General features: G+C 38.1%; 18 protein-coding genes. 12 read left to right on the top strand and 6 right to left on the bottom strand.

The annotated features are described in order from the left end of the window. Positions 1-34 precede the first annotated feature (34 nt). Together MSKOL_RS17070 and MSKOL_RS17065 are read right to left on the bottom strand one after the other, a co-directional pair. Entirely contained in the window at positions 35-1,276 is a 1,242-nt protein-coding gene (locus MSKOL_RS17070) for a COG1361 S-layer family protein (protein ID WP_048157880.1), read from the bottom strand. A gap of 12 nt (positions 1,277-1,288) precedes the next feature. After that, a complete protein-coding gene (locus MSKOL_RS17065; protein WP_048157878.1) occupies positions 1,289-1,993 on the bottom strand; it encodes an ABC transporter ATP-binding protein in 705 nt (234 codons plus the stop codon). A gap of 2,339 nt (positions 1,994-4,332) precedes the next feature. On the opposite strand from MSKOL_RS17065, the gene MSKOL_RS20550 reads away from it, so the two are divergent. Beyond that, entirely contained in the window at positions 4,333-4,509 is a 177-nt protein-coding gene (locus MSKOL_RS20550) for a hypothetical protein (RefSeq protein WP_156151133.1), read from the top strand. A 1,598-nt stretch (positions 4,510-6,107) separates the two neighbouring features. Here the strand turns inward: MSKOL_RS20550 and MSKOL_RS17060 are convergent. After that, on the bottom strand, positions 6,108-6,941 hold the full coding sequence (locus MSKOL_RS17060) for an ABC transporter permease (RefSeq protein ID WP_048122962.1): 834 nt from the start codon (positions 6,939-6,941) through the stop codon (positions 6,108-6,110). Continuing rightward, positions 6,938-7,927, bottom strand: a complete 990-nt coding sequence (locus MSKOL_RS17055; protein WP_048122960.1) for an ATP-binding cassette domain-containing protein — start codon at positions 7,925-7,927, stop codon at positions 6,938-6,940. The genes MSKOL_RS17060 and MSKOL_RS17055 overlap by 4 nt, the downstream gene beginning before the upstream one ends. Positions 7,928-8,497: 570 nt before the next feature. On the opposite strand from MSKOL_RS17055, the gene MSKOL_RS21250 reads away from it, so the two are divergent. From MSKOL_RS21250 to MSKOL_RS17005, 10 genes are all read left to right on the top strand, one after another. Next, positions 8,498-8,659: a hypothetical protein gene (locus tag MSKOL_RS21250; protein WP_231592304.1), complete on the top strand. Its 162-nt coding sequence runs from the start codon at positions 8,498-8,500 to the stop codon at positions 8,657-8,659. A 180-nt stretch (positions 8,660-8,839) separates the two neighbouring features. Continuing rightward, the gene (locus tag MSKOL_RS17045; RefSeq protein WP_048122956.1) at positions 8,840-9,148 is read left to right on the top strand and encodes an Hsp20/alpha crystallin family protein; all 309 of its coding nucleotides are present in this window, start codon (positions 8,840-8,842) and stop codon (positions 9,146-9,148) included. A gap of 132 nt (positions 9,149-9,280) precedes the next feature. Next, a complete protein-coding gene (locus MSKOL_RS17040) occupies positions 9,281-9,490 on the top strand; it encodes a DUF1059 domain-containing protein (protein ID WP_048157876.1) in 210 nt (69 codons plus the stop codon). 483 nt (positions 9,491-9,973) lie between these two features. Then, positions 9,974-10,141: a hypothetical protein gene (locus MSKOL_RS20545; protein WP_156151132.1), complete on the top strand. Its 168-nt coding sequence runs from the start codon at positions 9,974-9,976 to the stop codon at positions 10,139-10,141. A 355-nt stretch (positions 10,142-10,496) separates the two neighbouring features. Beyond that, positions 10,497-11,840: a type I glutamate--ammonia ligase gene (glnA, locus tag MSKOL_RS17030; RefSeq protein ID WP_048157873.1), complete on the top strand. Its 1,344-nt coding sequence runs from the start codon at positions 10,497-10,499 to the stop codon at positions 11,838-11,840. Positions 11,841-12,715: 875 nt separating this feature from the next. After that, the gene (locus tag MSKOL_RS17025) at positions 12,716-13,768 is read left to right on the top strand and encodes a glutamine amidotransferase family protein (RefSeq protein ID WP_048122950.1); all 1,053 of its coding nucleotides are present in this window, start codon (positions 12,716-12,718) and stop codon (positions 13,766-13,768) included. Beyond that, positions 13,765-15,276, top strand: coding sequence for a glutamate synthase-related protein (locus tag MSKOL_RS17020; protein ID WP_048122948.1), 1,512 nt, complete (start codon positions 13,765-13,767; stop codon positions 15,274-15,276). Before MSKOL_RS17025 ends, MSKOL_RS17020 begins: the two co-directional genes overlap by 4 nt. A gap of 5 nt (positions 15,277-15,281) precedes the next feature. Further along, entirely contained in the window at positions 15,282-16,025 is a 744-nt protein-coding gene (locus MSKOL_RS17015; RefSeq protein ID WP_048122946.1) for a hypothetical protein, read from the top strand. 6 nt (positions 16,026-16,031) lie between these two features. Further along, positions 16,032-17,066 carry a Coenzyme F420 hydrogenase/dehydrogenase, beta subunit C-terminal domain gene (locus MSKOL_RS17010; RefSeq protein ID WP_048122944.1) on the top strand — a complete coding sequence of 345 codons (1,035 nt, stop codon included), beginning with the start codon at positions 16,032-16,034 and terminating at the stop codon, positions 17,064-17,066. Between the two features lie 720 nt (positions 17,067-17,786). Continuing rightward, entirely contained in the window at positions 17,787-18,212 is a 426-nt protein-coding gene (locus tag MSKOL_RS17005; protein ID WP_048122941.1) for a hypothetical protein, read from the top strand. A 383-nt stretch (positions 18,213-18,595) separates the two neighbouring features. Here MSKOL_RS17005 and MSKOL_RS17000 read toward each other — a convergent pair whose 3' ends face one another. Beyond that, positions 18,596-19,273 (bottom strand): hypothetical protein, encoded by a 678-nt coding sequence (locus MSKOL_RS17000; RefSeq protein WP_048124284.1) that lies wholly within the window; start codon positions 19,271-19,273, stop codon positions 18,596-18,598. A 35-nt stretch (positions 19,274-19,308) separates the two neighbouring features. Further along, the gene (locus tag MSKOL_RS16995) at positions 19,309-20,568 is read right to left on the bottom strand and encodes a C39 family peptidase (RefSeq protein ID WP_048157871.1); all 1,260 of its coding nucleotides are present in this window, start codon (positions 20,566-20,568) and stop codon (positions 19,309-19,311) included. 539 nt (positions 20,569-21,107) lie between these two features. Here MSKOL_RS16995 and MSKOL_RS16990 point away from each other — a divergent pair. After that, complete coding sequence (locus MSKOL_RS16990; protein ID WP_048157869.1) at positions 21,108-22,874, top strand: M28 family metallopeptidase; 1,767 nt, start codon at positions 21,108-21,110, stop codon at positions 22,872-22,874. Positions 22,875-23,039: the final 165 nt, after the last annotated feature.

The raw sequence follows: 23,039 nt of genomic DNA, 5'->3' as shown, positions 1-23,039 counted from the left end.
CCCACAAATATGATGTCAGCTAACCTTTCTTTAATTATTGTTTCCTTCTTCTGTAAAACAAGAAAGCTGCAGGAACAGAGATTATAATAAGTCCACCTGCCAGTACGGCTGTTGAATTAGACTCAGGTGACTCTGAAGTATTTATAAATTTCAGGTCCCCTACCGTATTTGCATGTCTATTGATCCCGTTGTTGTAGTTTGCGGTAAGGTTCATGTTTATCTCTCCTTCCTTACTGGCACTCCATGAATCGTCTGCAACGGCATTAAATTCAATCGTAAAAAGTTCGTCCGGATTCATTGGCCCTATGAAATATTCTACAGGGTAAAAGGTGATGCCCTCAGCTTCAGGTTTTATACTTACCGAGCTAAACTCGTTCGGATGAGTGTTCGCTACGTCGAACTCAATTGTAGATTCACCATTTGTCAGTTGAAGTTCTTTTGAAGGAATCACTCTTATGTTTGAAGAATCGACCTTGAGAGGAATATTCTTTCTGCTGTTGTAATCGAAGGAGTTCCCCTCTATTGCAAGTTCAAAGTTGTGAGTTCCTTCCGGAGCGTCTTCTGCAACTTTAACATTGAAAGTCAATTTGATGCTATCTCCGGGCCCCAGAAGACCCATATCTCCGTAAGGAGCATCAAGGACGATTATCCCATCAGATAAAGGTCTTAAAACTGCAGCCTGAATCCTGGCATTGGTATCAAAGTCACTCCCACCAATAGTAACAGTAGGATTACTTGCAGTGTTCTTAAGAGTTACCGTGACAGTACCCCTGTCTCCGGGCATGAAAACCTCGGGATCCGAGACAAATTCTTTAAGTTCAACTGTACCTTTACTGTTAAATGTCTCAGTGCCTATTCGTATGTCAAAGCTTTTCTCACTCCAGGGACTGTTTTTACCTGTTTTTGTTCTGATATCAATGGAACGGATTCCTTTCTGCGCATTTTTGTCTACAAAAAGGTAAAATTCCTTTGTAGCAGTTCTACCAGGATTGAGGACTCCAACATTCTGCAGGGCATTTGCCTCTGAATCAATAGAGAAAGGATATTGAGGTACCACTTCGATATCAACGTTGTCAGCTTTGTCCCCTCCTATGTTTTCTACCTGAACGGTTAAAGTCAGGTATTCTCCTATTTTTGCAGGATAGGGATTTGTTTCGACTATTGTAACTTTCAGATTGGCTCCTCCAACAGCTGCAGAGGCAGGAACTGCAAAAAGCAAGGAAATCAAAAGCAAAGGAAAAAGAATTGTTACAGTAAGCTTCTTAATCATTTCCATATACTTTCACCTTCAATTGTATTGAATTATTTCATCTTTTACCAGGATGACTCTGTTAGCATATTTTGCAATTTCGGGGTCGTGTGTGACGATTACTACTGTTCCCCCTTCGTTATTCAAACCCTTAAATATACGAAGGACTTCGGCCCCTTTTCTGAGGTAAAGGTTTCCAGTAGGATCATCCGCAAGACGGATTGCAGGATCATTAATATGCGGTGCAATTGAAATCCACTGGGACTGCTTTCCTGAAAGTTCTCCTGGTCTGTGATGCATGTGGTTATGAATTCCTATAACTTCATAAAGTTCCCTTGCACGCCTTGTTGGATCAATATTAATTCTCGAATTAGCAAAGGTTGGGAGCAAAACATTCTCCAGGGCAGTCAGGCACGGAACAAGATTAAAAGTCTGAAATACAAAATCAACTTCAAGCTCCTTCAGGTGGGCAAGCTCTTGATCTGGCATTCTATTGAGGTCATGACCCTTTACAAGAGCTTGACCTGCAGTAGGCCTGTCAAGGTAATCTATAAGGTTCACAAGAGTACTTTTTCCTGGACCTGATGGGCCCATTATAGCCAGAAATTCTCTTCTCTCCGTTTTGAGATTGACGTCTGAGAGCACGGGAATTTCCAGACTCCCAAGTACATAACTTTCCCTGACATTGGAAACGTCGACAATCGGGAATCCATCCTCAGGTAAACTATTTTTGATAATATTCATATCCCCCTTCCCCAAAGTTACTGAAATGTGATGAATGGATTACATTGAATAATTTCAACGTTTTTACTCATTATGTAAAACAGTCCATTTTAACTTATGCTTTCTTAATTTTCGCCTAAAGAGCCAATTTGAAGGTATGTAGCTGCTGATTTCTGTCTTTGAAAACAAGAGATTAAAACTATATTTTCAAACTAAAAGTTCGATATGTTATTTTGGACATTTTGACGAAATTTTTCAGTATAAAGCGCTGTTCTTTACTAAAAATTTCTGTAACCGGAATCCACTAAAATAGAAGCAGTGAAAACAGATAGCTGTAACTATTTAATGAGATTAGAGACATTTCTTAGAAAATTTATAATCTTTTTCCAGTATTTGTTCTAATTAATTTATACTGCTTTTATATTACATCTTTTCTAAAAAGACTATGGCAGAATTCAGATGGTTGCACCAGACATTTTAGAGAATTTCTTCTTTGGACCGGTGAAGACAATTTAATATTTAGATCTAAGTGGTAGTAAATTTTAAACTTCTAAACATTATATAAGTTAAAAAAACATATACATGTATGTGAAATATTTATTCTAAACATTTTAGAAGTATTATTTATAAGGAGATGATTTTCTATTGAGTTTATATAATTTAGTATATATAGCTATATACAGTCACTGTTAGCTAAAATTTTTAACGGTAAATCCTGAACTAAGAGGAAATCCGCCCCATGAATCTTATTAAGTGGCTGACAGTAGCCGTGTGATTTGGAGGTTTGATAGTCGAAAATTATATCAAAATTGAACAGCGGTTGCAAATAAAATTGCTATCTACAGTATGCAAGTATCGATTTCGAAAATACAAACTATGGAGGAAATAACCATGACATTACCAGCAATTGTCTTTGGATTCAGCCTTGGCCAGTTCTTTACATTTACAAACAACATTGGCTTCTTTTTCCAGTTCTGTTAAATGAGTTTCTAAAGCAGAAATAGAAGAGGTCTCTGCAGAGAACGACAACGATATTCTATGTCCAGACTGCAGAAGCCTGGGTATAACGGGGGATGAACAATCAGAAAAATATTGGAGGAAATGATATTATGACTTTCAGCATTTTCTATTCAAATATCTGCTATTCCTATGTGGCCGAATGCATCAAATTCTTCTATTGCGACTAAGCAGGGCGACTACGCAGGAATGCTGATTAAGCTGTAAATTAGGCGGTTTCTGCAGGGAATGGCCATAAGGGCTTATATTCCCTATCGCAGAAAACCAGGGTATAACGGGAGATGAACAATCAAGAAAAATTGGAGGAACTGATATTATGACCTTTAGCATTTTCTATTCAAATATCTGCTATTCCTATGTGGCCGAATGCTTCAAATTCTTCTACTGCGACTAAGTAGGAATGCTAATTAAGCTGTAAATTAGGCGGTTTCTGCAGGGAATGGCCATAAAGTCTTATATTTCCCGATCGCAGAAAGCCAGGGTATAACGGGAAATAAACAAACTAACTGATATATTGGGGGAAGTTCGATTATGACCTTCAGCATTTTCTATTCAAAGGTCTCCTATACATATATAGCTGAATGCTTTAAATTCTTCTACTGTGATTAAGCAATAATGCTGATTAAGAGATAATACTAACATATGAAGTTGCCTGTTTTTCAGGTAACTTCTTCTTTACAAAAGAAACGCAATATTAACATTTTTTTACTTCTTTTTTATTTTCCTAATATTCATTCTTTCGAAGGTTTCTACCGTTTCAAATATACTTTTTAAAATATGAGATAAGAAACAGTCTATAATTTAAAATTGTTTTTAAAAAGCCGAAAATCCAAAAAGTATAATCTTTTTTGAACATTGTGACTTTCCCTAAAAGGGTATTCACCTCCGGGAAGTTGAAATGGAAATTAAAGAAACGAGATGCTTGGGACTCCTATGCAATTATTGTAGCAAAAGATTCTATCTCTAAATACTAAAAGACTATTATTTGTAAGGAGTTTTCGTTCTTCACATTATATATAAATTTGAAGTATACTTTGGTATTGATATTCCCTTGTAATTTATTATTGGAAATATTGGTTTTTAGTATACTCAATTTTGATACTATTAATTAATATATATTGATATATGGCCCAGCTATCAAACATAATATCCTTTAAATCCCTAAATGTTTTAGCTGGAAATCTTCAAGATTGTTTATACTTAGCTGTAGTTCCAAAAGTAAATTCCTGGGAGTATAGCTTGGGAATATGATATAATATGGATGTCTAAGGGGGTTTGGCGAAAACACATCTATCTGGAGTGGTCCGTGAACCAAGTTAAATTGGCAGAAGATACTCAATTAATTGAAGGAAGATGAATTGAAAAGAGATAGTTTTGAAAGTAGAGAAGTGGAGGGACTTATAATGTCAATGTTTTATTTGAGTTATACTAAAATTACCATTTTTCTAGAGATTATAAGGTTTAAGATGATGTACTTTAGCGGTCAGGGCTTTGGTAGCTTTGGAAGGTTCTCCAGGTGAAGTAGATCTCAGTGTTTATTAATCAGTTACCATTCTAAATGATCTCAATACAGGTTTAGACTACGTGCTCATGCATGCTTGTTACCTGTATCATTTTTTTCTTAGCAAAAGTGACTGGGTTCAGGTTTTTTATAGAGAAACTACCCAATGGTTGATCAAACAGCCATAAGAGTTCAGCCGAATAAATCTTTACATCTCAGCTCTATTCTTGTACTTGAGAACCCGATAAGGAGGTAATTTTGGAGTATATAGAACAAAAAAGCAAAAAATTAAAATTTTTAAAAAGAATTTCTTTTAGTTTTTTAATATGAAAGAGGTTTAAATATTTATAACCTTAACTCTGCCACAAATAGGGAATAACTTTTTCAATAACAGTGCTCTTGAGCATGTTCCACTCTGAATCATTAAAACACAGTCTAGGATTTTTCAGTTATTCCTTGCGGAGAGAAAGATAACAAATTGATGTTTAAGCCTATAGATCTCGAATTTAAAAATAAGCAAAAATGCAAAAATTACTCATACTTATATCCTATAGGGAATAAATTTTCTCCATATTTTTCAGTTTATTTCAGACAAAATTTTCGATATCTAAAGAATTAATAGACATTAAATACCTAAAAAATTTCTGGTAAAATTAAAAGCAATAGAGAAAGGAAAAATGTAAAAACCCTTTAAAAAACAACATCAAACGACACAATACTTGAATAGGTTTATTCCCTACGCGATGCAGAGTTAAGGTTATAATTAAAAAGATTTTGAGCTTTTTATTAAAAATCGGACTTTACTATTTTTGGCAAGATTACTCCGGTAAAAGTTCTTCTTGCAGATCTTGTTTTGTAACTACGTAAAGCCGAAACGAGTGAAATATCAAGACTCAGTACGACAGTTTAGCCGGAATTAAAGCCTTTGGAGATACCGGTGGTCATTACGGAACTCGGATTAGGAATCCCATTTTAATAATAAGGCGTGAAGTCCCCTTCCTCGATACTTTCTGACTGTCGTCAGGAAATGACAGGTGGAAGATGAAAGCCATCAGCTTCCCAACCATCTCTCATTGTTGACTCTGTAATATTATTCATCTTTTGAACACTATTATATATTGTTGTATTATCACCCAAAGCTGATGCGAGAACCAAGCTAGGTGGTGAGCATACAGGATACACACCACTCTTAGGGTCAGAGGTAGAGCTGGTCAGAGGTAGAGCTGGTCAGAGGTAGAGCTGGTCAGAGGTAGAGCTGGTCAGAGGTAGAGCTACGAAAAAGGTGGAAATCGACTTTGCAGCTTGAACGATACCAATGTAGATGAAGTGATCAGAGGTAGAACCACAAAAAAGGTGGAAACCGACATCAATAACTTAAGTATGTCATGTTTATCACATGTCACCTGCGAACCGCGGGGAAGGACTTGTGTGACTTGTCGGTATGCCGGAGAATGAACCAAGGAAGCCCCCATCTTAAAACTCTGAGCTTTGAGAAGAGTTTAGAAGGGATCGTCCACTTTGAATAAGTATAAAACTTGCCTGTTAAAAAAATCTTACTAGCTCTTTTTACTAACTCTCTGGAAAATCTAAAAAAATAAAATAAGCAAACTGGGAATATTATATATCTACTTTATTAAACCTCCACATAGCAGCAGATAACATTATAAGGGCAAAGAAAATGAGGCCCAGGAAAGACACGACTATATCAACTGGTGTATATATATAGTGATTTCCCATCACAGAGAAATTGGTCCCCAAAGCAAAATAACGAATTCCGCCTGCTAGAAGGGTCAGCGGGTTAAACATTGATAGAACCTTGAGGATAGTAGGAAAGCCGTCAATAGGATAAAGGGCGTTACTGACGAAGAAAATGGGCATACTAACCAGGGTGAGAATAGACTGCATTCCCTCCGGATTTTCAACGGTAATTGCAATTGAACCTGATAGGAAAAGGAAGCCAAGAGTAAAAATCGCTACCAGTAGCATAATACCTACTATTGCGATAAAAGTTTCAATAAGTGTATATCCCTTAAAGAACTCCATTCCTACAAGTTTTCCGAACCCTATTATTATAAAAGTTTGAAAGAGGGCTTTAGTCACACCGGAAAGGCCAACACCGAGAATAATATGAGACCTGGGAACTGGACTTGCAAGAGTTTCCCTCAAAAGGCTAAATTTTTTGTCAAACATAAGAGTAGTGCCTCCAAACAAACTGCTGAACAGCACATCCATTGCAATTATTCCTGCACCCATGTAGGTAATATATTTGACTACGGGAACACCGGGTTCATTTGGAACAAGTGAAGTTAGTTTGTCAAAACTATCTGACATGGCAAGCCCAAAAAATGCCAGCCACATCACAGGCTGGATCATTGAAGTGACGAGTACTGATTTATATCTAAAGTATTTCAGCATCTCTCTCCAGTATATAGCACGAAATTCGAAGCTCATTTAGAAATCCCCACCATTTCTATTCCTTGCTGTTTTTCGTCTTCGTCGCCTTCTCTTAACCCGTGTCCGGTGTAATGAACAAAAACATCATCCATTGACGGTTTTTTAATATTTACGATTATAATGTCTATCCCCTCTCTCCGAATTTCATCCATAATTTGAGGAAGCACATGAGTAACATCCTCCTTTATCATAATTCTCAGGGATTTTGTATCTTCTGTTATACTTTTAACGGACTCGAGCGACTTTAAGACCTCTGCAGCAGCCTTATTATCACTTGTTTCCAGGTAAATAAGGTCTTTACCAAGTTTATTCTTTAACTCATCAGAGGTTCCGGTTACGATTATTTCCCCATGGTCAATTATGCTTATCCTGTCGCTTAACTGATCGGCTTCTTCCATATAGTGTGTTGTCAGGAATATAGTAGTGCCCTCTCTCTTAATCTCTCTAAGGTATTCCCACATTCTCATCCTCGTCTGGATATCGAAACCTATCGTCGGCTCATCAAGGAAAAGGACCGCAGGTTTTGTCATCAAACCTCTTGCAAGCTCAAGCCTTCGCTTCATTCCACCGCTCAAATCTTTCCCCAGAGTGTCCTTTTTACTTTCTAGATCTGTCAGCTTTAAAAGTTCTTCGATTCGTTTATTTCTTTCTTTTTTTTTCATCGAATAGATTCTACCATGATATTCCAGATTCTCGGACACTGTCATTTCATGATCGAGGCAAAGCATCTGAAAAACAATTCCTATTGACCTTCTTACAGAGTTTGGTTCCTTTGCGACATCATATCCGTTGACTCTGGCTTCGCCTTTCTGGAGTTTCCTGAGTGTCGTAAGAATATTAATCACGGTACTTTTGCCTGCTCCATTTGGACCAAGGAATGAGAAAATCTCCCCCTGTTTTACAGTAAAACTGATATTGTTAACAGCTTTTACAGAACCGTATGAATGCTCAAGATTATTTACTTCTATGACATTATCGTCCATACGTGAATCAACCCCTTCCCTCTACCGTATTGGATCACTCTTGTCATTTATATTAGATCCCAATGTAAGACCCCTATTAAATGGGTATAAATTTAGTAAGTAGTTTCCTGAAACTATTGAGTTTGAATAAATATCTTAATAGTTTTACACAAGTAGTTATGTTTCAGATGGTTTATATAAATAGGAAATAGAGTTTCTAAACTAATCTCTGAAACGCTGCTTGTTTTTTGTCTAGAAGTTTCTAAGATGTCTGATAAATTACCCGGTTAAATCTTATTTATTGAAGTGTGACCCTTATAATTTCCCGTTTTTGTTTTCTACTAAAAAATTCTTTCTTTATCACATTATATGTAAATAATAAAAGTACTTTAAAAAAAGATATCTTTATATTATGGAATCTGCTTTGAAACAAGAGTTAATTAAGCTAACAGTTAGACTTCTATTTTAAAATAACAATAGATCTATGTTCAGTAATACTGAACAATTATGGTTCTAGCTTACATATTTTTAGATTTATGGGGGATGATACATATAAATATGTTAATCGACGATATTATTTTGGGGGTAATAATGGTAGATATTTTGCGACTATCCCCGGTTATCAGCGCATATCCTGATGATGAATCTGAAAACCTGGAAATAGAAGTAATCCTTCCCGGAGTAGAAAAGAAAAATATTACTTTTAAAATCACCAGGCGGTTTTTATGTAAAAGCTACCAAAGAAGGAGTTGAATATGCAGACAGTTACGCAGTCTGCTGTCCTGAAATACCGGAAAAAGCGGTCGCTAATTATTCAAACGGTGTACTTAAAGTAAAGATACCTTATCAGCAGCCTTTTGAGAAAGCAGTGGACGTTAAAATCGAGTAAAGGAAGAGATTTGAGGGGGAACTTCTTCAGGGGGAGAGAATACTATGGAAGGTGTAATACCCAGAATATTGAAAACTCCAATACTAGCAATGTATCACGATGATAAACGTCAAAATCTTGTTTTGGAAGTTGAACTTCCCGATGTAGAAAGTGAGGATATCACAATTTTAATGCATGAAAACAGTTTTTACATAAAAGCGTTCAGTAAAACCGTAGAGTATTTGGGGTCTTTTTTTCTGGATGGGCCCGTAGATCCCGAAAAAGCAATTGCAGTCAACGATAAAGGAATGCTTACTATCACAGTTCCTTACAAAGAGGGTTTTACGTGTGCAAGGTATGTTCCGATTGAGTAAGGCAATGAAATAATAGATTATTGTAAATAATTCTAAAAAACTTAATTTTATATCCTATTAATCTTTATTATATTTTTATTTAAATTAACAAAGACCGTTTCTATTAAGATTTGTTTGCGTAGAGGAGATTTTATGAAAATAATAAAATGCGGCGATCTGGGGTTCAAATGTAACTTTATGGCTGCCGGCAACGAACTGGAAGAAGTTGAAAACGCTATACTTGATCATATAGAAAAAGAGCATAAAAAAGAGCTTCAGAATATGTCCGAAGACGATATTCATCATTTGAAGCACCGAATATCGACCCTTTTGGGAAGAAGCTGTGGCTGTGGAGCTCTGTAATACTATATTAATAATATTTGAAAAATGAAAGTTTACTCTGGATTTCTAGGTATACTTTCTTTACAGCTTTTTTTGGTGATTAAGGATTTTATTCAAGGACTCCACTATAAAATCGTGGGTTCAGGGAGAATAAAATCGACCTTGACAAAAAAACATTTTTGAATAGGCTAATTTAAACAACCCTTTTTGAATAGGTTAGTTTTAAATAACCAATTTTTAATAAATAGTTGTAAATAAATCAGTTTTAACTAATATTTTTTTAAAAATATAAAAAAGACCAGAGGACATTAAGGCCTAACAGAACTCCGAAAATAAGCATCCTTTTTTAACTTTCTGTTCTTGCAATCCTTTTTCCCATACAAGATAAAATGAGATTCCCATCATGCATAAAATGAGATTCCCATACAAGATAAAATGAGATTCCCATACAAGATAAAATGAGATTCCCATCAGTGCATAAAATGAGATTCCCATAAGTGTATAATGTATGACCCAGGCCGGAAAAATACCTGGAAAGAAGGGGTAAAAGCTGGCTTTTCCAGCAAAAGATACCACCTTTCAAGAGGCGATGCTGTAAATCTCGAACCTATTGCCCCTGCAAACTGGCAGAGAAATACAGAGACAAGAGGCTTGAATAGATTAACTTTTTGAACGATCCCAATCCCGAAAATTGTTCTATACCTCAAGTGTTATCAATTCAGGATTAAAAAAGCTTTAAGTTTTTGTTGCTGCTTTTTACAGCATTTTTGCAAACACATGCCGTCGGAAGAAAGCTCAAATCGCACTAAGAAATTCACTCCTTTTATAATTAGCTTTAATGAGCTTTATATACATGAGATTAGAAATATATTCAACGAACTGGGGATGAACACACAAATATTTCCAAAAATAATTCAATTTACTATGTATCTAAACAGTTTCATGTTTTTTATAAGATTGGGAAACATATATATAATATCATCTAGGTAAAAGGATACCTAATGCCTAGTTAGGATGGGAAATCAAAATGGTGCAGATAAAGAAGTGTATGACCAAAGAAGATGTATTAGAGGCTGTAAAAGAAAGAGACGTAAAGTTTATCCGTACCCAGTTTACGGATACACTTGGCATCATCAAAAGCTGGGCAATCCCTGTTGAACAGTTAGAAGAAGCCTTCGAAAGCGGGGTAATGTTTGACGGGTCTTCGATCCAGGGTTTTACAAAGATTGAAGAATCTGACATGAAACTTGTGCTCGACCCGTCTACTTTCAGGATTCTTCCCTGGAGACCTACGACTGGCGCAGTAGCCAGGATCCTTGGAGACGTGTATCTTCCTAATGGTCAACCGTTTGAGGGAGACCCCAGATATGTTCTTAAGAGCGCAATTGAAGAAGCCAAGAAAATGGGGTACTCAATGAATGTCGGTCCTGAAATGGAATTCTTCCTCTTCAAACTTGACGCAAACGGAAATCCGACCACAGAACTTACGGATCATGGAGGATACTTCGATTTCTCTCCCCTTGACCGTGCACAGGATGTACGTAGAGATATTGATTATACTCTTGAACGTATGGGCTTCCAGATTGAAGCTTCTCATCACGAAGTCGCACCTTCTCAGCATGAGATTGACTTTAGGTTCGGTGACGTGCTGAGTACCGCAGACAATGTTATAACTTTCAAATATGTGGTAAAATCAATTGCATATCACAAAGGATATTACGCTACCTTTATGCCGAAACCTCTCTTTGGAGTAAATGGCTCAGGTATGCATACCAATCAGTCTCTTTTCAAGGGAGACAAGAATGCATTCTATGATCCAGAGAGTGCAGACCAGCTTTCTCAAGAAGCAATGTACTATATTGGTGGCCTGTTGAAATATATTACGGAATTTGCAGCCGTTACAAATCCGGTTGTTAACTCCTATAAGAGAATTGTACCCGGATATGAGGCGCCGGTTTACCTCACCTGGTCTGCAAAGAACAGAAGTTCCCTTATCCGCATTCCTGCAACCCGTGGCAATGGGACTAGAGTTGAACTAAGATGCCCAGATCCAGCGTGTAATCCTTATCTTGCCTTTGCACTGATGCTCAGAGCTGGGCTTGACGGTATAAAGAACAAGATCGATCCCGGAGAGCCGACTAACGCGAACATTTTCCACCTTACTGAAAAAGAACGGAAGGAAAAGGGTATTCGCTCCCTACCTGCAGACCTTAAAGGTGCAATTGATGAAATGAAAGGCAGCAAATTCGTAAAAGATGTACTGGGAGAACACGTTTTCAGTCACTATCTCTGTGCTAAAGAGATGGAATGGGATGAATACAAAGCAATTGTTCACCCCTGGGAACTTGATAAATATTTACATATGCTGTAAGCATATCAAAAATCCTAAAACCCATGTGGATACCGAAAAAATTTACTGTGAAAAAATAGTGGCAGAATTAAATGTTTGTTTGAAAAGACACACTTCTTCCTGAAAGTGTGTTCCTATTTTACAATACAACTCCCCCAAACTAATATAATATTTTTTTCTTGAATTTTCTGGTCAGGGGATAATAAGTTTTTTAATATTTTTTAAAACTAATGCCTATAATAAATATTGATATAAAAATGCTTCCCTTCTGAAAAACCCTAATATTCAAAAGTAGTACTTTTTAAAAAAATTAATTCAAGTATGCACTACAAGCAAACGTCATAGAAGCTCCTAAAGACGACAGTGTGGAGGCTATTAAAAAGGGATATTCTATGCTAAAATGCAGAAGTTTCTAAAATAAAAGTGCAAACAAAATAAATAAAAGGTTATACCGTTGTGCTTTGCAGCATTACCTCAAGAACTTTTAATTGGAAAAAAGAAACATATATATATTGTCAAATAGGTACTAAATTACTTACTTCCCTTAGTGGTGACCCTCTCGATGTATGAAAAGAAGTAGAACCATATGTGGAAGCGTTGCTATATACTCACATTAATTAAATAATTTATATGAAACAAACTTAGTGTCGAATCAACCTCAAAATGTCGTATAAAATCGATTGCAATTATTTGGAATCACTGAATCCTTGATGATTGACTCGACTTAGTTAAAGATCCATAAATTATATAAATTGATAAAAGTTACCCTAAAAATCCAGTTTTTCAGCTGGCAAGTTTTTTGAACTAATTCTCAAAAATGAGCCACGGAAATAATCCAGAAAATTATTAACGTATATGCATTACATTCATTCCTATCCATTTTTAGAGTGATCAAAATGTGTGGAATAATAGGCTTTATAGACCGAACAAAGTCCAGAATGGACGGGTCGAGCATAAAAGTCGCCCTCAGCCTCATGAACGAAAGAGGTAGTGGAGATGGGGCAGGCTATGCTGCATATGGAATTTATCCGGAGTATGCAGACTACTATGCTCTTCATGTTTTCTTTGACAATCTAGGTGAATCAAAAAAGAAGGTAGATGAGCTCCTCGAACAATGGGGAATAATTGTTCACCAGGAAGAAATCCCTACCACCCCGCAGCCGGGCATAAAGAAAGTACACACCCCATGGAGATATTTCTTTAAGCCCTCAGAAGACTTAATGGCAGGGAAAATGGCTTCTGAAAATGATGTTGTCACTTACATAGTCATGGAAGTAAATGCCAATGTAAAAGGAGCTACAATATTTTCCTCCGGGAAAAATATGGGAGTCTTCAAAGCTTCCGGCTGGCCCGAAGATGTGGCAAACTTTTACAGAATTGAAGATTACAAGGGATATATTTGGCTTGGCCACAACCGTTATCCCACAAACTCTCCAGGCTGGTGGGGAGGCGCTCATCCTTTCAACCTGCTTAACTGGTCAGTAGTACATAATGGAGAAATTACTTCATATGGCACAAACCAGCGCTATGTTGAAGGATACGGATACAAGTGTTCCCTATTTACTGATACCGAGGTTGTAGCCTATCTGTTTGACCTGCTTGGAAGGCAGCATGGGCTGTCGTATGAGATGGTTGTCAAGGCTCTTGCCCCTCCTTTCTGGGACGATATTGACCGGATGCCTGAGAAAGAAGCAGAGTTGAACAAAGCAGTTCGCCTTACATACGGGTCTGCCCTCATGAATGGACCCTTTGCAATTGTAGTTGGAACAGAGAATGGTATTGTTGGGTTTACTGACAGGATTAAACTGCGACCTCTCGTAGTTGGTGAGAATGGAAACCGGCTTTACATCTCCAGCGAAGAATCAGCAATAAGAGCACTTGACCCCGAAGTTAAAAATGTATACACCCCCAGGGCAGGAGAACCAATAATAGGGAGGTTTATTGAATGACTCTCGGAAGTGTGCCCCCAAAATTCAAGGTCAGTATTGACCGTGACCAATGCATGGACTGTGGGCGCTGTATCGAAAACTGTTCCTATGGCGTGTACAGGAGAGAAGGCGACAAAATCCTGATAGAATCCAGGAAATGTACAGGCTGCCTTCGCTGTGTTGCCATGTGCCCAAGGGATGCAATCACGCTCACAGAGAAACCTATCGATTACCGCAGCCATCCCCTCTGGACCAGAGAGGTCAGAGAGGATATTATTAAGCAGGCTCGCAGTGGAAAGATTATCCTTTCAGGAATGGGAAACGCCAGGGATTTGCCAGTTGTCTATGACCGTCTTCTCCTTGATGCCTGCCAGGTTACAAACCCGAGCATTGACCCCTTGAGAGAACCAATGGAACTCAGGACTTACATTGGAAAGAAACCATCCAAACTCAAGTTTAGAAAGACTGAAAGTGGTGACGTAGAGCTCGAAACAAAGCTTGCTCCAAATCTTAAGCTCAACACCCCTATTATGATCGGCCACATGAGTTTCGGAGCTATCAGTCTCAACTCTCAACTTAGTATGGCAAAGGCAGTGACAGAACTTGGAACTTATATGGGAACAGGAGAGGGTGGACTCCATGAAGCTCTATATCCTTACCAGGACCACATGGTTGTCCAGGTTGCATCAGGCCGTTTTGGTGTAAATATTGATTACCTTGAAAGAGGCGCTGCCATTGAGATCAAGATCGGTCAGGGAGCAAAACCGGGTATAGGTGGACATCTGCCTGGAGAGAAAGTAAGCGAAGAAGTCTCAAAGGCTCGCATGATCCCTGTGGGTAGTGATGCGATTAGTCCAGCACCTCACCATGATATTTACAGTATTGAAGACCTTGTTCAGCTCATTAGAAGTCTGAAAGAAGCGACTGAATGGAAGAAACCTGTCTTCGTTAAGATTGCAGCTGTGCATAACGTGGCTCCAATTGCTGCTGGTATTGCTCGCTCTTCTGCAGATGCGGTAGTGATTGACGGATTCCGTGGTGGGACTGGTGCAGCTCCCAAGGTCTTCAGGGACAATGTGGGGATTCCGATTGAAGTTGCAATTGCAAGCGTTGATCAGAAACTCAGAGAACAGGGCGTCAGAAACGAGATCTCAATTATTGCAAGTGGTGGGATAAGGACCAGTGCAGACCTTGCCAAATCAATTGCTCTCGGAGCAGATGCTGTTAATATCGGGACTGCTGCTCTTGTTGCTCTGGGCTGTAGGGTCTGCGGCAATTGTTATAGAAACCTTTGCCCCTGGGGTATTGCTACCCAGCGTCCAGATCTTGTGAGCAGGCTTGATCCTGAGGTCGGAGCAGTTCAGGTATCAAATCTTATTAAGGGTTGGACTGACGAACTCAGTGAACTTATGGGTGCGGCGGGAATCAACAGTATAGAAAGCTTGCGTGGCAATAGAGACCGCCTGCGTGGGTATATGCTGGACGAAAAAATGCTTGAAATCCTTGATGTACTGCCAGCGGGGGCCTGATTGAAATGAAGACGGTAAAAATTGATGCCAAAGGTATGCATTACACCCCCTTAAACCAGAAAATCAGGGCTGCGATTGCTGATGGAGCAGAGGAAATCATACTCGACAACGTGCTCGGGCAGCGCTTTATAGGTGACGGGCTTAGAGGCAATGTCCGCATCATAGTCAATGGAGTTCCCGGAGGAGATCTGGGGATATTCATGAGCGGGCCGACCTGTATTGTACATGGAAATGCCGAACATGCTCCTGGAAACACAATGGATAAAGGAATGCTTGTGATTCACGGAAGTGCAGGAGATGCGGTTGCCCACAGTATGCGGGGAGGAAAAGTCTTCATAAAGAATAATATTGGTTATAGGGGCGGCATCCACATGAAACAATATGAAGTGGACGCCAGACCTATACTTGTTGTAGGCGGCACAGCCCATTCCTTCCTCGGTGAATATATGGCAGGTGGAATGGTACTCGTGCTTGGTATTGGCAAGGATAAAGCCATGACAGATAGGGGTATTGGAAGCGGAATCCACGGTGGAGAAATTATTATCCGTGGGGACGTAGATGATTACCTTCTTGGAACAGGAGCCAAGAAATTCAAGTTTACCGAAAGTGATCTTGAACGCATTACCCCAATTATAAAGAGCTTCTGCGAGCAGTTTGGGTATGACGCCGCAGAGTTCCTGGACACCAACTACACAAAGATCGGACCTGTAAGCAGCCGTCCTTTCGCAAGCAAATATGTATGGGAGTGATCAGAAATGGCAGAACAGAAACCAATCAGCAAAAGTTACCTTGACCTCAAGTCAAAAGTCTGGGACGAAGGCCTTTGCTCAGGCTGCGGGGCCTGCATTGCAGTCTGCCCTGCTGATGCTCTATACTTCGAAATAGGTGGGGATTCCACACATCCGAAGAGCAATAACTACTGTAAAGCTGCTGTTGACGATGTTCCCTGCGGAGCCTGTTACGAGGTTTGTCCAAGACTCGAAGAACAGCCCTCAAGCCTGCTCGGAGACTATCTTGAAATTACTGCTGGAAAAGCCGAGTTTGATGTTCCAAAAAAGCAGAGTGGAGGAGCAGTAACAGCAATTCTTGCAAATGCCCTGGATACAGGCCTTGTAGATGCTGTAGTTACGGTTACGGAAGATCCCTGGACCCTCAAGCCTCACTCAATGGTAATAACTAAGAGTGAAGCTCTTGTCGGTCAGGCAGGAAGCCGTTACAACTGGTGGGTTCCTCTTGTTTATTCCCTTAAGGAAGCGGTTGTAAACAGGAAGTACAGGAACATTGCAGTCGTCGGAGTTCCCTGCGTAGTTCAAGCAGTTCGTAAAATGCTTGAAACCGACCACCAGCTTGTGGGCCCATACAAAAAGTCCATTCGTTTCGTATTAGGCCTTTTCTGCACGGAAAGTTTTGACTACGAAAAACTTATTGCAGGCAAGCTGAAAAGCGAGTACGCCCTCGAACCCATGAAGGTTTGCCGCATTGATGTTAAGGGCAAGCTCGAAATCACTCTCGATGACGGTACACAGTATGTAATCCCACTTACCGAACTTGAGGATACTACTCGCCCAGGCTGCAGTATCTGTACGGACTTTACTGCTCTCAAGGCTGATATTTCAGCCGGCTCAGTTGGAAGCCCTGACGGCTACACCACTCTTATTGTCCGTACTCTTGTAGGACAGCACATTCTTGAAAGCGCAGTTGCTAACAAGAAATTGAGTGTTGGCGGGGAAGTAAACTTAGGGATCATTGAAAAGCTTGCAAAGAAGAAGCTTGCAAGAAAACCGGAATAAAATCGAAATAATTACTTCAAAACAGATTTGGATGGAGTTTGACTCCATCTCTTTTCTCTTTGGACTCGTTACGAATTAACCTAAGTAACACATTATTACTTGGAAGCAAAACCGATGGTACTGCTTATGAAAATGGAAAAGTACAGTGTAAAAATTGGCTTAGGTTATTTCGCGGTGAGTACTTTCTATTTTTCCAAAGGCAGAACCAAGAACGTTTTAAGCATACTAAAACAAAGTTTTCTGCCTCCGGGCAATGTGGAGTTAGAGAAAAATTGAGCTTCACCAAATACTATTTTTAATGTTCACTTTTTCATAAATCTACTCTTATAACTAGTTTATGACTAATTCGCACAACTGAAAGCATACCAAAATCTAAATTTGAGCCTTTGGATATTTATAAAGCTATTAATTCGATAGTTAGACGGTTTAGCCATAATATTTAAGTAAACTCTTTTGATACGTGTTAACAGGAGAGTTGAAATGTCAAGTAGGATACTTTTCATTCTATTGGCAACTTTACTTTTTCTATCTTCCTTTACAACAGCAACAGTTAAAAATATAAGTAAAAGACAAGCATCAAGCAACTATACCATAACACCGTCATTTGATACTGAAATTGAACTAGCTAAAAAAATGTAGACACCCTGACGGCCTACAGTTTTGATTCCAACATACAACATAACAACACATCTATACCTTTTGATGTTTCTCAAACCAGGCTTGAAAACTCAACCGAACAATAATGGAAACAGAGACTCTGATAGTATAAATATTGTAAATGAGAAAAATCAAAATAGAAGTTTTGAGCCTCCAAGTCAGGAAGAAAAATACTGCGGTAATTATATAATTGGGTACCCAAAAAATTTTGTGGACTCAAATAGAACTCTTTATTTTTATCTGGATAATTTTGGGCCTCTGTATCCAGGGAATCTTTTGATTCTTACTCCAGGAAGTCATAACCTAAAAATATGGTCAGAAAATGAAAACGGAACTGTGTTTATGGAGAATGAAATTTCTGATTTTATAAAATATTCCATGGAACAAATTCAGGTAGATAACCCGATTGCTGATCATAAAAATTCTCTTATCTTCATCTCAGGTGTATTTGTAAGTTTGGTTTTTTTGCATTTTGTGGAAAGAGGATAAAAAGAGGTCTCTAAATTCGAAGGGCTTTAAATCCGAGAAAAATGAGGTCTGTATATCGTTTAAAAAACAAAAACTTTATTTATCTAACTTTTACGGTCATGTCTTTTAATCATATCCATGAACTAGAACCCAGGTTGGAACCTAAATTCCTTTGGAGATTAAAAATGAGGACTTCCTGCCCAAAAGTTAAAAGCTTATTCCAATAATTAAAAAATGCGTCTTTTAATAAAAGAAAATTTTTATAAGTTTAAAACCCTGGCCTCCACTTTTGGCAATTAATCTATTAATTTCCGGTCTTCACGATATCACATTCCAAGAATATACCGCTAGCGTCACCATAAGGCAACGGTTCATCGAGTCTATTTTTAGAAATTCATCCTTTGTTAAAACCATGAAAATAAAATATTGTCCTTTTCTTTTTTATTCCCTGGCTTTAAGCTATCAACTTTCCCTTCTCCATTAGCCATATAATAAGACTCAGCAATTAATTTCTTTAGTTTTGGTGCTTCTTTAGTTAGATTCGTTGTGTTCCTGACTCCATAATAAACTATGAAATAATCATCTCTCCCTTTAAGGAAAGGTTTCTCGTACACTAGAAAGTATCCTGAAGTTTCTGGACTCTTATACCCTGTTGCATTAAAAGAGTGAGGACTATAAATGGGGCCCCAGACGTTTTCAGTTTCACGCCTTTCAATTACTTCTTGAAGTTCTTCACTAACATTCAGTTCCTGATAGAACACATTACCGTTTTCTTCCAGATAACGATAAAGTGTATCTTCTCCTTTTAAGAATTCAGATTCATCGTTAAAGTACCAAACATTTATTAATTCTTCTTGAGAGTAGTTTCCTGCATTACAGTAAGGGGAAATCTTTGGAAAAAGTGATGTGCAGCCCTGTTCATTCCCTTGCCAGGCTCCTGGAATATACCATCCTGGCATACCCTCTGAGGGAGGCAGTCCTGGGCCAATTGGAATAACGTCGAAAATAAGCCATACTCCAAGGAGAGCAATTATCAAAAACACTAAAAGGGCTATCTTTATATTCAGTTTCTTGTAAAACATTCGCCTGCCCCAATTAAAGAAAATATAATGGGTGATTAAGGTCTCACCCATGTTGCCATAGCTCCTGTCCAGCTCCCAAACGCTAAGTAGTGTACATTACTTGTATCCCATGTATCATGTAAGTATACGTAATCTTGATTTCCATCATAATATCCTATGCAGGTTACACTATGCTCGCCATATGGCTGAGTGTAACCATTACCTGTCCCACCATTTAGCATGCTGAGCACGAAAGGTTTATTCGCATTTACTTCGGCTTTTACCTCATTCCATGAAACATAGATATCATTGGACGCATCAAAGTTATTATATCCATGGTTATTGCAAACCTTCTCTATGCCGTCATCAATTTTATACGGCCAAGTTGCTCCACTTCCTGGCCAATCTGTACCCATCGCAGATGCTAATTCCCTTACTAGGTCATATCCCGTTACCAAGTAAGAATATCCATGGCTGACCCAATACCCTAATACCATCCCAGACGCAGTTGGAGAACAACCGTAGTACCACTTATACTTAGGCACACCTCTGATCGATTTTGAACTGGAAGACGTAGAATAACTTGAGGAATCAATCATTTCTTTTTCGAGGGTAATCCATTGTGTGTTTGCGTCTTGCTTTCTTATTTCATGTTGATGTTGTAAATATGTACTGTTAAAATAGTGTTTTTTCTCATCTGGAACATTTACATTTGACTCATTAAAGTCTACTATAGTTGAAAATGGCAAGTCCACTATTACTTTTTCTTTGGCTTTACCTTTTTTATCGGTTAAGGTATACTCAGCGTAGTAAAATGTTGGGCCTAAATAAAGAGGTTTCATTTTTCCAATAGTCAATTCTTCTTTATTATTACTTTCTGACTTTATCTTGTTAGCACGTTCTTCTACCAGTAGTTTTGAGCGAGTTGTAAATTCTGGTATTTCATTAGGGATCTTGCCTTTTGAAAATTCCAGAACTGGACAGTTATCTTTCGTCGCTGAAATGAAAATAGATCCTATTTGTTTCTCATTTTCGATGACGTTAAACGAATAAGCAGACTTTTTGCCCTCAAGATCGTAATAAACCGTGGATAGTTTCACAGTTGCATTTTTCCATTCCGAGAAATTTACGATAGATTCGGAAATCTCTTTTATAGAATAAGACGCAACTTTCTCAGCTTGTTCCGCACTGACTACATTTGATGTGTCAGTTCCATTTGATGATTCTTCCTGTGCATTCACAGCAGGCAAAAAAGCTAAACCAGCGATCAACGTTGCTAAAAATATTACACCTACTAAAATTTTTTTCATAATCATTTGTCTAACCTCTAGTTGTTTTCCTAGAAGGCAGAATCAAACAAGTATTAAATACCCTTAAAACTAATATTATTCCTGCCTCCGGGCAATGTGGAGTTCGAATAAACCTTCCAGAGAGAATTTGAGCTCCACCAAACATTAATTTTAATGTTCATATTTTGTTAGGAAGACTCTGGTCCAAAATCTAGTGATTTTTGTATTTTTCGATTGAAATCATGAACTTGCAGGAAGAATTCGTTCTTCAATCAAACTCAATATTTGATATCGAAAGACTTCCATCGAGAGGACGTATTTAATGGATTATAACCAATTATAAAATCTAGTGATTTTCAATTTCACGTTTATCACTGGATTTTGGTACTGAGTCGTTAGGAATTTACTTTTATAATTAATTTATGACCAAATCATCCAATTGAAAATGTAATTAAATCTAAACTTAGATTGTTTTAAGATTTACAAAGCTATTAATTCGATATTTGGACGGTTTAGCCATAATATTTAAGTAAACTCTTTTGATACGTGTTAACAGGAGAGTTGAAATGTCAAGCAGGATACTTTTCATTCTATTGGCAACTTTACTTTTTCTATCTTCCTTTACAACAGCAACAGTTGAAAATATAGGTAAAAGACAAGCATCAAGCAACTATACCGTAACACCGTCATTTGATATTGAAAGTGGACTATCTAAAAAGAATGTAGACGCCCTGACAGCCTACAGTTTTGATTCCAACATACAACATAACAACACATCTATACCTTTTGATGTTTCTCAAACCAGACTTGAAAACTCAACTCGAATTATATCTTCTTTTGGGGAACGAAAAATTGGAAGTAAAAACGCTGCTGAAGCTTCCCTATTTATAAAAGATGAAATGGAAAAAGCAGGCCTGCAGGTTTCTCTGAACAATTTTTCCGCGAGAGTACGTACACGGGACTTTAATTACTGGAATGTAAGCGGCACAAACGTAGTGGGGATTAAAGAGGGAAAAGCTCTTAAAGACGAGATTATTCTCATAACCGCGCATTATGATTCAAGAATAATTGTACCTCCAGAATCAGGTTTGAAGGATATTTTTTATTCTGAGATAAGAAAGCCCTATCTCTGGCCAGTCTGGTCCGACACCTATGTTTGTGAATCGGCCAACGGAACCGGAGCGGATGATAATGCAGGAGGGGTGGCCTGCATGCTTGAACTTGCAAGGGTCTTACAGAATGAGTCATTTGACAGAACAATATATTTCATTGCCTTTTCCGGGGAAGAATACAATCTTCTTGGCAGCCAGGCATGGGTTGAAGCCCATCCTGAGTTGAAAAATGATATCGTTGCAGTTATTAATGTGGATTCTATAGGAAATGAGCCTCTCTACGTAGACTACCTTCCCCAGCATACCTGGCTTAAAACTATTTTTGAAAACGAAGCAAAAAAATCAGGAATCAGAATTCAGTCCTTAGTTCCGGATTATTCAAACTTTATTCATCCTTTAATCGGAGGAGATCATGAAATCTTCTGGGAAAGCGATATCCCTGCAGTAGCCATTTGCCATCACAACGACCGAAACTTCCACAAGTTAAGTGATACAGTTGACAATATCGATTTTTCGGTTGTCAGGAATGCAAGTGTTCTGATTGCCAAAAGTCTCATCTATCTGGCTAGTCCTGACGAGAATCAGGCTCCATTTGTTAATATTTCCAATTCTGAGGCCTCTGGAGCCTCATTTGAACTCTTCTATAATGTATCTGACCCAGAGGCTACTATTGACATATTCTTTGACAACCAGAGCATGGGAAATCTCCAATCAGGCAGGAATTTTTCACTTCCTGAAGGAAAACATACTATCAAAGTTCTTGCAACCGACTTTTATGGAAACAGAGGCTCTGATAGCATAAACACTGTAAATGAGGAAAAGCAAAACAGAAGTTTTGAGACTCCAGGTCAGGAAGAAAAATACTGTGGTAATTATATAATTGGGTACCCAAAAAATTTTGTGGACTCAAACAGGACTCTTTATTTTTATCTGGATGATTTTGGGCCTCTGTATCCAGGGAATCTTTTGATTCTTACTCCAGGAAGTCATAACCTAAAAATATGGTCAGAAAATGAAAGTAAAGTCCTAGATATGAAGAATGAAACCTTTGAATTTACCAAGTATTCTATAGAAAACATTGACATAGAGAACTCGGTTGCTGATCGTAAAAATCCTCTTATCTTCATCTCAGGTATATTTGTAAGTTTGACTGTTATTGCGTTTTATGGGAAGCGGATAAAAAGAAAATTATTGAATCTAAAAGATTCTAAAGATGAATAAAAATAAAGGCGAGATCAGGTTAAAACGGAGCCTATCCTGAAATTCAAAATTTGATTTTTGAATTTTTGATTTTTGAATTTCGTATCTGGTACAGTCAGTTGAAGACCTAATCACTAAAATGATCCTGAAAACTCATGGTTATTTAGAATTAAGTAGGTTTTGGGA

It is taken from the genome of Methanosarcina sp. Kolksee (assembly GCF_000969945.1).
GTDB lineage: Archaea > Halobacteriota > Methanosarcinia > Methanosarcinales > Methanosarcinaceae > Methanosarcina > Methanosarcina vacuolata.
This window is presented reverse-complemented; position numbering and strand designations above follow the sequence as displayed.

Excerpts from the sequence above, each read along its gene's own strand:
- MSKOL_RS17070 (WP_048157880.1), bottom strand. The coding sequence starts at position 1,276 with ATGGAAATGATTAAGAAGCTTACTGTAACAATTCTTTTTCCTTTGCTT.
- MSKOL_RS17065 (WP_048157878.1), bottom strand. The coding sequence starts at position 1,993 with ATGAATATTATCAAAAATAGTTTACCTGAGGATGGATTCCCGATTGTC.
- MSKOL_RS17060 (WP_048122962.1), bottom strand. The coding sequence starts at position 6,941 with ATGAGCTTCGAATTTCGTGCTATATACTGGAGAGAGATGCTGAAATAC.
- MSKOL_RS17055 (WP_048122960.1), bottom strand. The coding sequence starts at position 7,927 with ATGGACGATAATGTCATAGAAGTAAATAATCTTGAGCATTCATACGGT.
- MSKOL_RS21250 (WP_231592304.1), top strand. The coding sequence starts at position 8,498 with ATGGTAGATATTTTGCGACTATCCCCGGTTATCAGCGCATATCCTGAT.
- MSKOL_RS17045 (WP_048122956.1), top strand. The coding sequence starts at position 8,840 with ATGGAAGGTGTAATACCCAGAATATTGAAAACTCCAATACTAGCAATG.
- MSKOL_RS17040 (WP_048157876.1), top strand. The coding sequence starts at position 9,281 with ATGAAAATAATAAAATGCGGCGATCTGGGGTTCAAATGTAACTTTATG.
- MSKOL_RS20545 (WP_156151132.1), top strand. The coding sequence starts at position 9,974 with ATGTATGACCCAGGCCGGAAAAATACCTGGAAAGAAGGGGTAAAAGCT.
- glnA (WP_048157873.1), top strand. The coding sequence starts at position 10,497 with ATGGTGCAGATAAAGAAGTGTATGACCAAAGAAGATGTATTAGAGGCT.
- MSKOL_RS17025 (WP_048122950.1), top strand. The coding sequence starts at position 12,716 with ATGTGTGGAATAATAGGCTTTATAGACCGAACAAAGTCCAGAATGGAC.
- MSKOL_RS17020 (WP_048122948.1), top strand. The coding sequence starts at position 13,765 with ATGACTCTCGGAAGTGTGCCCCCAAAATTCAAGGTCAGTATTGACCGT.
- MSKOL_RS17015 (WP_048122946.1), top strand. The coding sequence starts at position 15,282 with ATGAAGACGGTAAAAATTGATGCCAAAGGTATGCATTACACCCCCTTA.
- MSKOL_RS17010 (WP_048122944.1), top strand. The coding sequence starts at position 16,032 with ATGGCAGAACAGAAACCAATCAGCAAAAGTTACCTTGACCTCAAGTCA.
- MSKOL_RS17000 (WP_048124284.1), bottom strand. The coding sequence starts at position 19,273 with ATGTTTTACAAGAAACTGAATATAAAGATAGCCCTTTTAGTGTTTTTG.
- MSKOL_RS16995 (WP_048157871.1), bottom strand. The coding sequence starts at position 20,568 with ATGATTATGAAAAAAATTTTAGTAGGTGTAATATTTTTAGCAACGTTG.
- MSKOL_RS16990 (WP_048157869.1), top strand. The coding sequence starts at position 21,108 with ATGTCAAGCAGGATACTTTTCATTCTATTGGCAACTTTACTTTTTCTA.